A 14,804-nucleotide genomic window follows, 5' to 3' on the forward strand; every position below is an offset into this window, starting at 1 on the left:
CGCCGCTACCGGGTCAGCAGTTGGAAGATCGCGGCGAGTCCGACCAGGACGATCACCGCGCGCAGCACGGTCGGGGACAGCTTGCGGCCGATCTTCGCGCCGATCAGCCCGCCCACGATCGCACCGACGGCGATGAGCGCGACCGCGTCCCAGGCCACGTCCGCGACGAAGATGAACACGATGCCCGCCACCAGGTTCACGATGGCCGCGAGCACGTTCTTGACCGCGTTGATCCGCTGCAGGCTCTCGTCCATCAGGATGCCCATCAGGCCGAGCAGCAGAACTCCTTGCGCCGCACCGAAGTAGCCGCCGTAGATACCGCTGGCGAAAACCCCCGCGATGAGCGCGAGTCCACCGTGGACGTGCCGTTCGCCTTGCCGCTCGGTCAGTGTGCGGGCCAGCCACGGCTGCAGGATGACCAGCACCAGCGCGAGTCCGATGAGGATCGGAACGATCGTCTCGAACGCGCCCGGCGGCAGGACCAGCAGCAGGATCGCGCCCACGACACCGCCGACCAGCGACGCCACGCCCAGCCGCAGCAGGCGTGGGAGCTGGCCGGCGAGTTCACGCCGGTAGCCGATCGCGCCGGTGATAGAACCCGGCACCAGGCCCAGGGTGTTGGACACGTTGGCCACCACCGGGGGGAATCCGACGGCGAGCAGCACCGGGAACGTGACCAGCGTGCCGGAGCCGACCACGGTGTTGATGCCGCCCGCGAAGACCCCGGCCAGCACGACGGCGATGACTTCCCAGGTCGTCATTGTGTGCATCCCACAACTGGGGACACTAGTTCGCCAGTTTCCCATCGCGCGCGAGGAATGCGGCGAACATCTCACTCTCGGCGTCGTCGAGGTACTTCCGGAGCAGTTCCTCGGCGCGTTCGGGCTCGCCGCCCTTGAGCCGGTCGAGGATCTCGCGGTTGCGCCGCAAATAGCCCTCGTGGAACGAGCGCGGGTCGCCCATCTCGTGGAAGCCGAGCCGCAGTTCGGCGCCGACCTGGCGCATCATCTCGTCGAGCCGCGGGCTGCCGACCAGGCTCACGATCGCTTGGTGGAAGCGGATGTTCGCGGTGCCCACGTCGACCCAGCGCCCCTCGGCGGCGGCCCGCTCGCCGCGCTCGACGGCCGCTGTCATCCGCTCGATCCCCGCGTCCGTCGCCTGCGCAAGCGCGGCGCACTCGACAACCTTGCGGACCCGGTAGAGGTCGCGGACGTCGGCCCGGACCAAGCTGCGCACGAACACACCGCGGTTGAGCTTGTGCACCAGCAGCTTTTCGTGGGTGAGCAGCCGAAACGCCTCGCGCAGGGTGTTGCGGGAGACCTCCAGCGGCGCCATGAACGCCTCTTCGGTGACCCGGCTGCCCGGTGGCAGCGCGCCTTCCATGATCAGGTCGCGCAGCGCCGACGCGGCGACGTCGGCCGCACTGCTGCGCCCCTGCCGCCGCTCACGGACCAGCTCGGTGAGCCGTCCGACGATGTCGACCGATGCCACGTTTCCTCCCACTCGTCCTTCCAGGGTAATCAGCCGATCGTTCCATTGTCAGATTGTTGAACAATCCCTACGGTACGGGAGTGACGGTGCCATCGAGCGAGCGGGGTGGAGCATGAGCACAGTCCGGACCGAGTCGGCCATGAGCTGGTTCCGAGAGCTGCCAGCCAAGGGGCGCAAGGCTTTCGTCGGCGCCTTCCTCGGCTACGGCCTCGACTCGTACGACTTCTGGGTGCTTCCCCTGGGGCTCGCGGCCATCGCGTCGTCGTTCGGTCTGAGCACCGGCCAGACCGGCCTGCTCTCGACCGCGACGCTCGTGTTCTCCGCGGTCGGCGGTGTGATCGCAGGTGTGCTCGCCGACCGGATCGGCCGGGTTCGGACGCTGATGATCACCGTGGTCACCTACGCCCTGTTCACCGCGCTGTGCGGGTTCGCGCAGGATTACGAGACGCTGCTCGTCCTGCGTGCCTTGCAGGGCCTGGGTTTCGGCGGCGAGTGGGCCACCGGCGCGATCCTGGTCGCCGAGTACACCGCCGCCCGCCACCGCGGCCGCGTCGCGTCGGTCATCCAGAGTTCGTGGGCGGTCGGCTGGGGCGCGGCGGTGATCGTCTACACCGTCGTGTTCCACCTCGTCGACCCCGACCTGGCGTGGCGCGTCCTGTTCATCACTGGCGCGCTCCCCGCGATCCTGGTCGTCTACCTGCGGCGCGGGGTCGAGGACGCCCCCGTGTTCACCGAGCACAAGGCCGCCGCCCGCGGCTCGCTGCGGGCGATCTTCCGCCGGGACCTGTTGCGTACCACCGTGTTCGCGTCCCTGCTGGCCACCGGCTGCCAGGGCGGCTACTACACCCTGGCGACGTGGCTGCCGACATATCTGAGCAAGCAGCGCGGCCTGACCGTCATCGGCACCGGCGGCTACCTGGCCTTCCTGATCACCGGCGCGTTCCTCGGCTACCTGACCGGCGGCTACCTGTCCGATCGCCTGGGCCGCAGGCATTCCTTCCGCATCTTTGCGGTCCTCAGCGCCACCCTGCTGATGCTGTACACCCAATTGCCCGCTTCCGCAGGCGGGTACGTGCTGTTCCTGGGCTTCCCGCTGGGCTTCTGCTCGTCAGCCATCTTCAGCGGCTTCGGCGCCTACCTCGCCGAGCTGTACCCGAGCCGCGCACGCGGCGCCGGTCCAGGCTTCACCTACAACTTCGGCCGCGCGGTCGGCGCGTTCTTCCCCGCCGCCATCGGAGTTCTGGCAGGCCACTACGGCATCGGCGGCGCGATGTCCTTCGGCGCCTTGGCCTACGCGCTCGTCGTGGTCGCGCTGTTCTGGCTGCCCGAGACCAGGGACCGCGAACTGTCCTGACGCACATGGGCGGTGCCGGAACATCCGGCACCGCCCATGTTTCCTGCCGCTATCAGTTAGTGCGCCTGCGCTTCGTCGCCATCAGCGTGATGCCACCCGCCATGAGCACGGCGAGACCCAGCACAGTCAGGCCGAGCACGCTCGCACCCGTCTGCGCCAACTCCTCGCCGCCGGTGCTCGCCGCCGGAGCGACGCCTGCCTGCGGCGCCGGGACGCCCGGCGCCGGGGTGGGCTCAGCGGGAGTGGGCTCAACCGGTACGGGCTTGACGATGGGCAGCGCCGGCTGCTCAGGGCCAGACACCATGAAGTACCGAGGTGTGTGCTCGTTGTCCCCGGCGTAAACGGAGAACAGGGCGTCGTCTTCCCACCTGAACGCCCACGGGCCCACCACGTGCACGCGGTAGCGGCCCGCCTGGACGTCGCGGAAGGTGAACCGACCGGACGCGTCGGTGTGCGTCTCGGCGATCGCCTTGTCGGTCGCCAGGTCCACGAGTTGGACCTTGGCGCCCGTGATCCGCTCGTCGTCGCTGATCTCCCAGTCGCCGTTCGCGTCGTGGACGAGCTCACCGGATTTGGCGCCCAGCGCGCCGAGCACCAACACGCTGTCCCACGCGCGGGGAGTCCCGGCGTCGGGATGCCCGTCGGCAACGAACTCGCAGCCGACCTCGTGGTATCCGAGGTCACGGTCGTAGGTGGTGATGATGTCCGCGACCTGTAGCGGCAGCGTCTCCCCCGGCTCGAGGTCAGCGCCCGGGTCGGTGTCACCGATCGGGAACCAGCCTCTGGTGTTGTCGTGATACCCATCACCGGACCAGCAGTTCGCGCGGATGCCCGTCAGCTTGGTCGTTCCGGAGTTGGTGAGAGTCACCACGGCGTTCGCGGTGTCGCCGACCTTGTACGAGTCGGCCGCGAACTCAAGCGCGCCCGACAACACGTCCTTGAGCGGACGGACAGCGCGGACCGCCACATCCTTGCGGCCCTCGGCCGTCAGCGTGAACCGGTCATGCCCCTCTCCGCTCTCGCCGACGGGGATCCAGCCATCGTCACTTTCCGAGAAGTACACGGTGTACAGCCCAGCGCGAAGGTCGTCGAACGCGAAGCGTCCCTCGGCGTCGGTGGTCGTCCAGCGGTAGGAGAGCGGCCTGCCGCCGTTCGCGGAGACCTCGACACCGCCGAGGCCCTCACCCTTGTCGGCGCTGCCGTTGCCGTTCTTGTCGGCGTACACCACCCCGCTGTAGTCGCCGACCACGGAGGTGAGTGACGCGTGGGCGAAGAAGGAGTTGTTGTCCCAGTTCAAATCCTGCGGGTCCGCGTACAGCCTGCCCTCGAAAACGACCGTGGCGGCCTCCCCGGTCATCGACATCGCGTTGCCCACGAACTCGAAGGTCCGCGTCTGGCCCGCCTCGACCGTCGCGCCGCGGGAGTAGTCGAGCTCACCCCAGCCGCCCGTCTCCGTCCAGTAGTTGCTGGAGTGCGAGGTCAGCAGTCGCACGTTCTTGGCGGCGGCGCTGCCGATGTTGGTGATGGTGACCGTGGCCTTCACCGGCTGGTCGGAGGTATAGGCGTCCTGGTCGAAGCTCGCCGAGACCTTGAGGTTGGCCAGCTTGCCCTGACCCGCCGCGTCCGGCTGGACGTAGAGGTATGGACCGCCCAGGCCGTCTGCCCGAATCGGGAAACGGTTGGCCGATGTCAGCACCCATGGCCCGTCGGTGCGCACGTCATAGATGCCGACGGGCACGTCGGAGAAAGTGAAGTCGCCTTCGGCGTCGCTGACGGCCTTGGCCGCCGTCTCACCCGTCTGCTCGTCGAGAAGCAGGACGGTGACACCGGCCACCGGGTCACCGAGGCCGCCGTTCGGAGCGTGGCGCACCGAGCCGCTCCCGGAGCCAAGCGCGCCACTGACCCGCGCGGAGGCTTCGGCCGACGGCGCACCGGCGGATGGATAGCCAAGGGCCAGGAACGTGCACCGGGCGCCCAGGTAGCCGTCCATGCCCGCGCTCGCGGGCACGACATCGGTGACCGACACGACCACGGAGTGGCCCGCGGGCACGGAGACGCCCGGTCCTCCGGGGGCCAGGTCGCCCCAGCCCGCGCCAGCACCCACGCCCACCGAACTGCCCATGCCGCAGGACGCGGTGATGCCATTGAGGGTCGACTGGCCGCGGTTCGTCAGCGTCACACGGATGCCCGCGGTGTCGCCGACCGCGTAGGTGGTCTTGTCGAAGCGCATGTTCACGCCCAGGAACTGGTCCAGTGACCGCGTGGCCACGAGCTTGACCGCCGCGTACCGGTCGCCGCCGATGTTCAGGATCTCGCGGTCGCTGCCGGTGACCCCGCTGATGGCGTAGCCGTGGGCGCTGTAGCTCACGCTGTAGCCACCGGCGTTCAGCTCGCCGAAGCTGAACCGCCCGCCGTTGTCGGTGTAGCGGTGGTCGGAGCTGTAGGGCACGCCGCCTTGGATAGCGACCTGGACACCGGTGATGCCCTCGCCGGAATCGAACGCGCCATTGCCGTTGCGGTCCGTGTAGATCGTTCCGCCGAAGCGGCCCTTGGCCGCGGACACCGGCGCGGACACCTGATCGAAATTGTCGACTTGCTCGGCGTCGCCGCCGTCGACCACCACATTGACGGCGAAGCGGATCTGGCCGTCCTCCACGCCCACGATGGCGCCGGTGATCGTCAATTCCCGAATGCCGCGGGCGGGAATGGTCGCGCCGCCGTCCTCGCCGAGGTCGCCCCACTGGCCGTGATTCTCGACGTGGCCGGACGCGTAGGCCCGCACGCCCTTGGCGTCGACGTCGCTGTTGTTGGTGATTCGGACGGTGACCCGGACGTCTTCACCGGTGGTGTACTCGGCCTTGTCGAAGGTCGCCGTGACACCGACGTCCGGCAGCTGCGTGGCTGCCTTGGCGGGCTGCGGCGGCGTCTCGGATGGCGACGCGGCGGGTGCGCTCGTGGATGTCGGCTCCGACGGAGTCGTTGCCTCGGTTGAGGTTTCGGCCTGCGCCGACTCGGTGGTCGTCGGTGCCTGCTCGGTGGTCGTCTCGGACGGCGTCGGGTCCGGAGTGGCGGTCGGGTCCGGAGTGGACGTCGGGACGGCGGACTCGGTCGCCGTGGGCTCCGCGGAGGGGCTCACGGGATCGGTCTCTTGGGCGGCGGCGGTGGTGGCCATGGCGGCGCTCATGATGAGCGCGAGCACAGCCGCGCCGAGCCGGTTTCCGGCTCGACGCACAGAAGTGCGTGACAGTGTGATCTCCCCAGTTCGAGCGCGGCACCCGAAGTCCCTCAGTGGGTCCCCCGACCCGTTCGGGCGCCGTGACAGTCAATTCAGCCGCACGGTACCTGATGACGTCATTGGAAAGCCACGCGCAAAAGCAACGATTGGGAGCTGCGTGGCAATGCCGAAGAACACGATCACGATTGCGTAGCGTCGGTAACTGGGAGTCGGGCGGAATTGATAGCCAGAGCATGAGCCGATCTGCCCTGCCGCACGTCGCCATCGGGATCGTCTGGTCGATCATCGCCATCGCGGCACTGGTCGCGGGCGGTGTCGGCGTGATGCTGATCGCGGTGGCGCTGCCCGTGCTCGCGGTCGCCGCCTTCGCCGCGGTCGTGGGGCACGCGCGGTTCGCGTTCATCCCGGACCGGGGGAACGCGGTCGCGGTGGCGGCCATCGCGTTCGCGCTCATCCTGATCGCGGGAGCCGTCGTGCCTGAGTCCGACCCGACACCGCTGGTCGCCCCGCCGCCGAAAGCACAGGTGGCGCCGCCGCCGACCACGACGACAGGCGCGGAGATCGCCGCCGTGACCGCGCCGCCGTTGACCACGACGACAACGCCCACCCGCACCACGGCGACTGCCGCGAAGGCCACCAAGCCTGCCTCCTCGAAGCCGAGACCGACCACGACGAGCGGAGCGGCGTCCGCGCCCGCCTCGGCCACGCCCCTGTCGACCAAGCCCGGCTGCGACCCGTCCTACCCGACGATGTGCCTCGCGCTCACCGGACCGGACCTGGACTGCTACCAGATCCCGCAGCGCCGCTTCCCCGTCCACGCGCCCGACCGGCACCGGTTCGACCCGGACAACGACGGGGTCGGCTGCGAGTAGGCCCATGTATGGTGGGCAAATGGTTGGTGCACAAATCTTTGACACCGAGGACCCGCTGGCGCTCGAACGGCAGGTCTGCTTCGCGCTGTCAATCGCCTCGCGCAGTGTCGTCGGGATCTACCGGCCGCTGCTTGAACCCATGGGACTGACCCACCCGCAGTACCTGGTCATGCTGGCCCTGTGGCAGCAGGCGCCGCTGTCGGTCAAGGAGCTGAGCAGGCTGCTGGTGCTCGACCCCGGCACCTTGTCTCCCCTGCTGAAACGACTCGAGGCGATCGGCTACATCCGCCGCGGCCGCTCCGGCGACGACGAGCGTCTGTTGGCCGTCACGCTCACCGACGAGGGCCTGGCCCTGCGGGAGCGGGCATTGCTCATCCCACCGGCGGTCGTCGAGCGGCTCGGCATGGACCTGCCGGAGCTGTACCGCCTGCACCAGGCGCTGACCCAGGTCATCGAAGCGGCCAAGCCATGAACCGGCCATCCGCGGCTCGACACTTCTGGTACCTGCTGGGCGGGAAAGTCCCCTCGCGCTACCGCGAATGGGTCTTCGCCGACGCGACGGGTCCCAAGTGGATGGCGTGGTTCGCGGTCCGCGCCCTGCTCCGCATGCTTCCACTGTCCACGGCGATCACGCTCGGGCTGATGCTCGGGCTCGGCGGGCCCTGGCAGCTGGCGCTGGCCTGCGGCGCACTCGGCCTGATCGTGGGCATGTACTTCGCGGTGTCCTACGCCATCGAGAGCACCGAGTACCGGATCACGAAATACGGCTACCCCCACGGCGCCGCGGAACAGGCCCGCAAACAACGCGCGTCCAAGCGCGACGCGGGCCGCCAATCCCGCTACGACGCCGCTTGGCGCTGAAACGGCGGCTGTTCGGAGGCAGTGAAACCGCTCGTGACCTGCGGCGCTCGATTCAGGAGCTGCCAAGAGGATGTGACCAGTCTTACTCGACACCGCATTGCCCTGACCGGGCCGGACGTCGACTAGGGCAGAACGCGCTGCGCCACTTGCGATTCGCGGCATCCAACCGGCGGAGACCCGGTTGCGGCGGCCGCTGGATCAGGTGTGGTGTGTCCGCCTGGCCGCGCCCCGATTGCTACATTGCCCCAGTTCTGAGGCTTGGGGGCCACTGACGGCCGATCGCGGCGTCAGTTCTCGTCCGGCGAATCGGCCATGGCGGATGCCACCGACGCTCGTCTGTTGAAGGGAGTCGCGGTGTCGAAGGCTGCGCGCGCGGATATTCAGGGTTTACGGGCACTCGCCGTGGGACTCGTACTCGTCTACCACCTGGTGCCCGCCCGGCTCACCGGCGGATTCGTCGGCGTCGACGTCTTCTTCGTGATCTCCGGCTTCCTGATCATCGGCTCGCTCGCCGACGAGATCCGCCGCACGGGCAGACTGGCGCTGCCCTCGTTCTACGCGCGAAGAATCAGACGGTTGCTGCCTGCCGCGTCGGTTGTGCTGCTTGCCACAGTCGCGGCGACGCTGCTGTTCCTGCCGGTCGCCCGCTGGCCCGCGATCATGCGCGAAGTCGTCGCCTCGGCGCTCAACGTGCAGAACTGGCTGCTGGCGATCTTCTCCGCCGACTATGAGCACGCCACAGCAGCGGCCTCACCCGTGCAGCACTTCTGGTCGCTCAGCGTCGAAGAGCAGTTCTACCTGATCATCCCGGTGATTTTGCTGCTGAGCGCCGCGGCGGCGCGCCGCGGCGCGAACGCGGCCCGGTGGGCGTTCGGCTCGGTTCTGGTGATCACCGCGGGTTCACTCGTCTGCTCGGTGCTGATGACCGGTGTACCCGCGGGCGCGGCCTACTTCATCACCCCGACCCGACTCTGGGAGCTCGGCATCGGCGGGCTCGCGGCGATGGCGATCCACCGCGTCCAACTGGGCTTCGCGTGGCGGATGCCGCTGGGGTGGGCGGGCATCGCCGCCGTGGGCTACAGCGCCTTCACCTTCACCACGGCCATGGCGTTCCCAGGATGGATAGCATTGGTCCCGACCCTGGGCACGGTCGCCATTCTCGTCGCGGGCGCGTCCTCGGCGAGCTCGCCCGTGGAACTGGGCAAGGTGCTGGGCCTGCAGCCGTTCCGCTACCTCGGCGACATCTCCTACAGCCTGTACCTGTGGCACTGGCCAGTCATCGTCTTCGTCCTGGAGCGCAGCGGAACGACGGCGCTGACGCTCAAGCAGGTCGCCAAGGTCGCCGCCCTGAGCCTGGTCCTGGCGATCCTGACCAAGCACGCCGTCGAGGATCCTTTCCGGCGCCGCAAGACCGTGACCGTGCCGACCGTGCGGCGCCCGTTCCGACTGCGACTGCGCGCGACATACCTGCTTGGCGCGGCGATGGTGATCGCGACGCTGGTGTCGGCGACCGTGCCCTGGCAGGTCGCGGCCGAACGGCGCGACGACTTGCTGGCCGCCACGATGTTCCTCGACGACGACCACCCCGGCGCCCTGGCCTTCGACGCGCAAGACCCGAAGGCCGCGCCCAAGGGTGTGCCGCTGCTGCCCGACCCGGCGGTTGTCGAACTCGACCACGCCACCGCATTGAAGGACAACTGCGCGGCCTACGACCTGGACCTGCACCCGCCCGCGGGCGACAGGTGCGCGTACGGCAACCTCGCCTCGAAGACGATGGTCTTGGTCGGCGACTCGCACATGACGATGTACAGCACCGCGCTGATCAACCACGCGGTCGCGACGGGTGAGTGGCGGGTCAAAATCATGACCCACGAAGGCTGCGCGTACGGCGACCTGCCGCCGGACAAGAGCGGCTATCCGCTGCGGGTGTGCGCCGAGAAGGCCTACAAACTGCTGCCCGCGCTGCTCGCGCTGAAGCCGGACCTGATCGTCACCACCGGGTTCACCCTGGGCTTCGAGGTCGTCGACGGAAAGCGCTCCTGGTACGGCCGCGACCAACTCATCGAGGGCTACCGCAAGCTGTTCCGCCCCCTCACCGACGCCGGCATCAAGATCGCCGCGATCCGCGACGTGCCCCTGATGACCGTGCATACTCCCCGCTGCCTGCAACGGTTCCCGGACAACGTGACCGCCTGCGACACCCCGCGCGCGGCGGCACTGGGAGACGAGCTGGACCCGCTGATCGAGGCGGTCTCGGTCCTGCCGAACACGACGGTGGCGGACATGACGCCGTGGCTGTGCCGCGGTGAGGTGTGCCCCGCGGTGATCGGAAACGTGATCGTCTACCGGGACAACCACCTCACGGATACGTTCGTCCGGACCTTGACCGGCCCGCTGACAAAACAACTCGGCGTCGACTGACCTACACCCTTTGCTACACCGAAGGGGTGCCGACCATCCACTTGGAATGGTCGACACCCCTTCTGAGTTGCGGAGGCGGAGGGATTTGAACCCCCGGACGGTTGCCCGTCTTCCGCTTTCAAGCTGAGAGCCACAGAGCGCAGTGCTCACCTGGGCTTACGCAGGTTACCAGCGAACACAAGTGGCCGAGGCGTGTGCACTGGGTTTGATCTTGGGTTAGGCGCCTGGTTGTTGCTGATGCAGGTGTCTCGCCGCGTGCCGTCGGAGGTCGGCGAGCGACCGCCGAATGACGCCGTTTGCGACGGTGCGCAGCTCGGCGTAGTCGTCTCGCGTCAAGGCGAGGACTCGCGTATGTAGCGTGCGGGCGTCGACGATGAGTTGTTCGGCGATGTCGTTCGGGTCGTCTGTCCATCTCACCGCGTCGGCAAGCTCCACAGGGATGATCAGACGTCGGGACGCGATGGCGTGGACTCGGCGTTCGAGTCGGGTATCAAGCCAAGCAACACCGCAGTATCCGAGGACGTCGTCGCGGTGTTGATGGTGAACGATTTCATGAGCCGTCGTGCATCGGGCTTCCGCTTGGGTCAGGTCTGGATGCAGACGAATGATTCCTGCGCGGTAGTCGCCGAATCCGCGGACGGCGCGTGAATAGATGATCTCCGCGCCGAGCAGCTCGGCATGATCGTGCGGGTCATAGCACTTCCCCCAGTGCATCGTTCCCCCAGTTTGCCGCCCGATGTCAGGCGCCGCCTTCGGGGCCGTCCGGGTCCGCTAGTTGCTCTACTTCCTCTTCGGTGCCCAATTCGCCGCCGGGCAGTTCCTCATCAGTGATCCACGCGCGTTCCTGCTGATCTCTTAGTCTTTCCCCACTAGGACTGTCGGCCACCAGGTGCAGAGAGTTAGCGGACTCGCGGGTGGTCCTGGTCACCCGTTGCAGGCGTTGATCGTCGAGGGCGTCCGCGAGTTCTCGGGCGAACTCGCGGGGGTCGCGCGCGGCGAACTCAAGATCGGTATATCGGCGTTGGACCTCACGTAATAGCTGGCTGACCGAGAAGGGTTCCAATGACGGGCGCCGGTCGGTCCGCAACATCGCCTCGTCGCTGGTGAGAATCTGTGCCTCGACGAGCACTAGCAGCAGCGGGACGTTGAGGGCCGCGGCGATGGCGCGGGCGTTCTTGGTCGACGGGGCGGCGCCGGTGTCGCGCCAGTGGCCTATGCGGCTCTGAGACACGCCCGACGCGCGGGAGAGGTCGGCGACTGTCCAATCCCGCTCGCGGAGTTGGTCTTCGAGGTACCGCCACCAGGGGTTCGAGGTCATGAGCGGGAGTGTAGTTCCGTGTACGGAACTTCGTACACCCACCTTCGTCGGGGCCTATTTGCCCTGCTTGCGCGCGCGGAAGCGTTGAAAGGTGGTTGTCAAGGGCCGTAGTGTTGGTCCCGTTGGCGGATGATAGGTCCGCAGACGGAAGCATTGGGGGATGTGTGTTGACCGTTCGTGTGCGTGTCCGAGTGGATGCGCTCGACAAGATCGCCACCTGTCGGGGTCTGAGATCGCGGTACGCGATCGCGAAGTGCCTCGGCGTCAGCCAGTCCACCGTGGGGCGGGTCCTCGACGGTGAGCAGTTGCCCGGCAATCCGTTCATCGCCGCGACGCTGCACAAGCTCGACGTGTCGTTCGATGACGTGTTCACGGTCGAGGCGACCGGCGCGCCTGGGTCCGGTGTCGCCGCGTGAGCGCCGCGAGTGTTCGTCTGCCCGCACGTGATGCCCGTCTTGCTGGGTCGGACATTGCCGGGGGTGGTGTCCGATGACGGCGACCATGGTCGACCGGGTCGAGGTGCTCGCCGACGAGCCGACCGAGGCAGCGATGCGGGACCGGGCAGGAAAGCCGGTCGTCTGGCAGCAGACCCGCACCCTTCTACTCGCCGACGGGCGCACCGTCTACGGGTGCGCGCACTGCGACTACACCTCGGACAACGTCCGTTCCATCCGGCCGCACCTGAACAAACACCGCGGCGCCGTCGAGCCCGAACACGCCGACCTCGGCGCGCTCGGCGAGGTGACGCTCGCCGAGGCGCTCGCCCGGCTCGCCGACCACGACCAGGTCGCCGCAGACCGCGACGAGTGGAAGACGCGAGCGACCCGCGCCGAGCGGTCGCTGGCCGCGTTGCGCCGCGCGTTGAAGGGGGTCGCGACGTGACCTCGACCGCGCTCGTGCCGACCGGGCAGGTGGTCGTCTGCTGTTTCGACCACAACCCGGCCGGTTGCTGCGACCCGGAGGACTGCGGCGGTTGCTGCCCGGAGTGCCCGACCTGCCCGACCGTGCAGGCGTGGCCACCGGCCACGCGCGCCGCCGAGGCGACCGCGCACCGCGCCCTGTTAGGACTGCTCGCCGAGTGGGCACGCGATGTTCACACCGACCCGTATAGGTGGGAGGTGCCGCCGTGGTCGACCCTGTCGACCAACTCGCCCTAGCGTTCGCCGACCGCCACGCCGGGCAGGAAGCGAACCTCGCCGCGGCGAGCGCCGTACACCGGCGCTACCGAGACGCCGTCGAGGCCGTGCTCGCCGACCTGGTCGAGTCCGGGCGGCCGTTCACCGCCGACGACGTGCGCCGCGGCGTGCCCGACGAGGTCGAGGCCGAGGCACATTCGCCGAACGTGTTGCCGTCCGTGCTCGGCATATGGGCCGCCCGCCGGGTGATCGTGCCCTGCGGCGAGTACCGAAGCCGACGACGACCACGCCGAGCGTCGCGTAACCGGGTGTGGATCGCCCACCACGCCGACACGGCCGCCTAACCAACCCGCACCACCACACGTCAAGTCCGACGCATGCCTGCGGCGGGCGCGGTGACGCACGCCCGCGCCCGCCGTATCCCAAGGGGGACAACACATGTTGCGTACAAACACGCCCATTTCCGCCCTACCCACGACCGGGACACGCCGACTCGACGCGCTCGCCGTCGAGGCCGCTCTCCGTGGTCGCCGCCCATACCGGTCATTGCCCGCGCCCGAGGCCGCCGAGGTTCTGCGCATCCTGCACCGCCGCGGCGACACCCGCGACCAGGTCGCAGCCCTGCTCGACGCCGACCCGCTCGACCTCGGCGCCGCCTACACCGCCGCGGGTGGTTCGGCATGAGCGTTCAAGCGATGCGATGGGCCGCCGAGCAGACAGCGGGCGGACCCATGCCGAAACTCGTGCTGTTCGTGCTCGCCGAGCACGCCAACCGCGAAGGGCGCGCGACAACGTCGGTGGCCACCCTGGCGCGGGAAACCGAAGCGTCCGAAAGGACGGTCCGCCGTGCCCTCGACGCGCTCGCCGACCGCCACCTGATCGCCCGCGCCCGACGCCAGCGAGGCACCGGCGCCGACACCTCGAACGTCTACTGGCTCACCGTCGACGGTCCATCTGAACCGGTCACAGTGACGCCCGCCCCGGTCGGTCACGGTGACACCCCCACGGGACACAGTGACCCCCGCCCCCTGTCACAGCGACCCCCGGCCCCTGCCACAGCGGCACCCCACGCGGGGGTCACAGTGACCCCCCAATGTGAACCGGAAGTACTGAACCGAACTACTGAACCGAAAAGCAGCGTCGCGGGCGCCCGCGCGCGAGGCACCGCCACCGTCGCCGAACTGTCGGCAACCGCGGTTCGGCCCGATGCGTACCGGCTCGTCGCCGAATGGCGCGAGCAGACCGGCACCGCCTACCGCCCGGCGACCGTCCGGGCACTGGCCAAAGCTGCCGACGGACTGCTGCGCGATGGGGCCAACCCGACCGCGGTGCGCGCCGCGCTCGACGAGTGGCACCGCCGACCCGACGCCCGCCCCGGCCTGTTGCCGCACCTGTACGACGACGCCGTCAAGGCGGCGCACCACGCGACGAACCCGCCGACCCGACCGGCAACGCGCTCGACACGCGGCGACAAGATGCGCGGCTGGTTGCAGCTCGCCGCGGAAGCCGACTACGCCGAGTCCGACCCAGTCGAACCGCTCGCGCTCGGCGGGGGCACCCGGTGAACCGTGCCGAAGTCGCGACCCTGCTCGGCGCCGCCTCGGCCGTCGACCCGCGCATCCCCCAACCCGACGGGGACGTGCTCGCCATGTGGGCCGCCATCCTCGATGACGTCCCCGCCGAGGTCGGCGCCGACGCCGTGCGCGAGCACTACCGGCGCCACTCCGAGACCGTCATGCCCGCCGACATCCTCGACCACTGGCGAACCCTGCGCCGCGCCGAGATCGAACGGCGCTACCAGGCCGAGATTCACGAGCAGGCCGCCGCCCGCCGACTCGACGACACCAGGCTGCGCGCCATCCGCGACGGGGTCACCCGCGTCACCGCCGCGCTCGCCGTCACCCGCGGAGTCGACCCGGAGTACGCCGAGGCCGAGGCCGACGTCCGCCGTGCATGGCTCGCCGTCACGTGCGGCTACTGCCACGCCCAACCCGGCGCCCGATGCACCGGACCCGGCGGGCGCCCGCTCACCAAAACCGCCGCGCACCCGATCCGCCTCGACGCCGCGTTCGCCGCCATGACCGACCAGGGGGAAACTGCATGACCGGCACCAACC

Annotated in this window: 17 protein-coding genes; 12 read left to right on the forward strand and 5 right to left on the reverse strand. The window is 69.0% G+C overall.

Features of this window, described 5'->3' with window-relative positions:
• Positions 1-5: 5 nt before the first annotated feature.
• Together ACRDSQ_RS06105 and ACRDSQ_RS06110 are read right to left on the reverse strand one after the other, a co-directional pair.
• Positions 6-761 carry a sulfite exporter TauE/SafE family protein gene (locus tag ACRDSQ_RS06105; RefSeq protein ID WP_431419548.1) on the reverse strand — a complete coding sequence of 252 codons (756 nt, stop codon included), beginning with the start codon at positions 759-761 and terminating at the stop codon, positions 6-8.
• A gap of 25 nt (positions 762-786) precedes the next feature.
• Positions 787-1,491 carry a GntR family transcriptional regulator gene (locus ACRDSQ_RS06110; RefSeq protein ID WP_431419549.1) on the reverse strand — a complete coding sequence of 235 codons (705 nt, stop codon included), beginning with the start codon at positions 1,489-1,491 and terminating at the stop codon, positions 787-789.
• A 112-nt stretch (positions 1,492-1,603) separates the two neighbouring features.
• On the opposite strand from ACRDSQ_RS06110, the gene ACRDSQ_RS06115 reads away from it, so the two are divergent.
• A complete protein-coding gene (locus ACRDSQ_RS06115) occupies positions 1,604-2,845 on the forward strand; it encodes an MFS transporter (RefSeq protein ID WP_431419550.1) in 1,242 nt (413 codons plus the stop codon).
• 52 nt (positions 2,846-2,897) lie between these two features.
• Here the strand turns inward: ACRDSQ_RS06115 and ACRDSQ_RS06120 are convergent, their stop codons facing one another.
• Complete coding sequence (locus ACRDSQ_RS06120) at positions 2,898-6,077, reverse strand: SdrD B-like domain-containing protein (protein WP_431419551.1); 3,180 nt, start codon at positions 6,075-6,077, stop codon at positions 2,898-2,900.
• Between the two features lie 236 nt (positions 6,078-6,313).
• Between ACRDSQ_RS06120 and ACRDSQ_RS06125 the strand changes: the two genes are divergently transcribed.
• The 4 genes from ACRDSQ_RS06125 (at position 6,314) to ACRDSQ_RS06140 (ending at position 10,234) form a co-directional block, all read left to right on the forward strand.
• Complete coding sequence (locus ACRDSQ_RS06125) at positions 6,314-6,952, forward strand: hypothetical protein (protein WP_431419553.1); 639 nt, start codon at positions 6,314-6,316, stop codon at positions 6,950-6,952.
• Positions 6,953-6,971: 19 nt separating this feature from the next.
• The gene (locus ACRDSQ_RS06130) at positions 6,972-7,424 is read left to right on the forward strand and encodes a MarR family winged helix-turn-helix transcriptional regulator (protein ID WP_431419554.1); all 453 of its coding nucleotides are present in this window, start codon (positions 6,972-6,974) and stop codon (positions 7,422-7,424) included.
• The gene (locus ACRDSQ_RS06135; protein ID WP_431419555.1) at positions 7,421-7,813 is read left to right on the forward strand and encodes a DUF5313 family protein; all 393 of its coding nucleotides are present in this window, start codon (positions 7,421-7,423) and stop codon (positions 7,811-7,813) included. The genes ACRDSQ_RS06130 and ACRDSQ_RS06135 overlap by 4 nt, the downstream gene beginning before the upstream one ends.
• A 354-nt stretch (positions 7,814-8,167) precedes the next feature.
• Positions 8,168-10,234: an acyltransferase family protein gene (locus ACRDSQ_RS06140; RefSeq protein ID WP_431419556.1), complete on the forward strand. Its 2,067-nt coding sequence runs from the start codon at positions 8,168-8,170 to the stop codon at positions 10,232-10,234.
• A 216-nt stretch (positions 10,235-10,450) separates the two neighbouring features.
• Here ACRDSQ_RS06140 and ACRDSQ_RS06145 read toward each other — a convergent pair whose 3' ends face one another.
• Together ACRDSQ_RS06145 and ACRDSQ_RS06150 are read right to left on the reverse strand one after the other, a co-directional pair.
• Positions 10,451-10,948 (reverse strand): hypothetical protein, encoded by a 498-nt coding sequence (locus ACRDSQ_RS06145; RefSeq protein WP_431419557.1) that lies wholly within the window; start codon positions 10,946-10,948, stop codon positions 10,451-10,453.
• A 25-nt stretch (positions 10,949-10,973) separates the two neighbouring features.
• Positions 10,974-11,552 (reverse strand): helix-turn-helix domain-containing protein, encoded by a 579-nt coding sequence (locus ACRDSQ_RS06150; RefSeq protein ID WP_431419558.1) that lies wholly within the window; start codon positions 11,550-11,552, stop codon positions 10,974-10,976.
• A gap of 167 nt (positions 11,553-11,719) precedes the next feature.
• Between ACRDSQ_RS06150 and ACRDSQ_RS06155 the strand changes: the two genes are divergently transcribed.
• From ACRDSQ_RS06155 to ACRDSQ_RS06185, 7 genes are all read left to right on the forward strand, one after another.
• Complete coding sequence (locus tag ACRDSQ_RS06155; RefSeq protein WP_431419560.1) at positions 11,720-11,968, forward strand: hypothetical protein; 249 nt, start codon at positions 11,720-11,722, stop codon at positions 11,966-11,968.
• A gap of 73 nt (positions 11,969-12,041) precedes the next feature.
• Positions 12,042-12,434, forward strand: coding sequence for a hypothetical protein (locus ACRDSQ_RS06160; RefSeq protein WP_431419561.1), 393 nt, complete (start codon positions 12,042-12,044; stop codon positions 12,432-12,434).
• The gene (locus tag ACRDSQ_RS06165) at positions 12,431-12,709 is read left to right on the forward strand and encodes a hypothetical protein (protein WP_431419562.1); all 279 of its coding nucleotides are present in this window, start codon (positions 12,431-12,433) and stop codon (positions 12,707-12,709) included. The genes ACRDSQ_RS06160 and ACRDSQ_RS06165 overlap by 4 nt, the downstream gene beginning before the upstream one ends.
• Positions 12,679-13,032: a hypothetical protein gene (locus ACRDSQ_RS06170; protein ID WP_431419564.1), complete on the forward strand. Its 354-nt coding sequence runs from the start codon at positions 12,679-12,681 to the stop codon at positions 13,030-13,032. The genes ACRDSQ_RS06165 and ACRDSQ_RS06170 overlap by 31 nt, the downstream gene beginning before the upstream one ends.
• A 94-nt stretch (positions 13,033-13,126) precedes the next feature.
• Positions 13,127-13,372 carry a hypothetical protein gene (locus ACRDSQ_RS06175; RefSeq protein WP_431419565.1) on the forward strand — a complete coding sequence of 82 codons (246 nt, stop codon included), beginning with the start codon at positions 13,127-13,129 and terminating at the stop codon, positions 13,370-13,372.
• On the forward strand, positions 13,369-14,253 hold the full coding sequence (locus tag ACRDSQ_RS06180; protein ID WP_431419566.1) for a helix-turn-helix domain-containing protein: 885 nt from the start codon (positions 13,369-13,371) through the stop codon (positions 14,251-14,253). The genes ACRDSQ_RS06175 and ACRDSQ_RS06180 overlap by 4 nt, the downstream gene beginning before the upstream one ends.
• Complete coding sequence (locus tag ACRDSQ_RS06185) at positions 14,250-14,792, forward strand: zinc finger domain-containing protein (RefSeq protein WP_431419568.1); 543 nt, start codon at positions 14,250-14,252, stop codon at positions 14,790-14,792. The genes ACRDSQ_RS06180 and ACRDSQ_RS06185 overlap by 4 nt, the downstream gene beginning before the upstream one ends.
• Positions 14,793-14,804: the final 12 nt, after the last annotated feature.

This window comes from Actinokineospora sp. (assembly GCF_050699995.1).
Classification (GTDB): Bacteria; Actinomycetota; Actinomycetes; order Mycobacteriales; family Pseudonocardiaceae; genus Actinokineospora.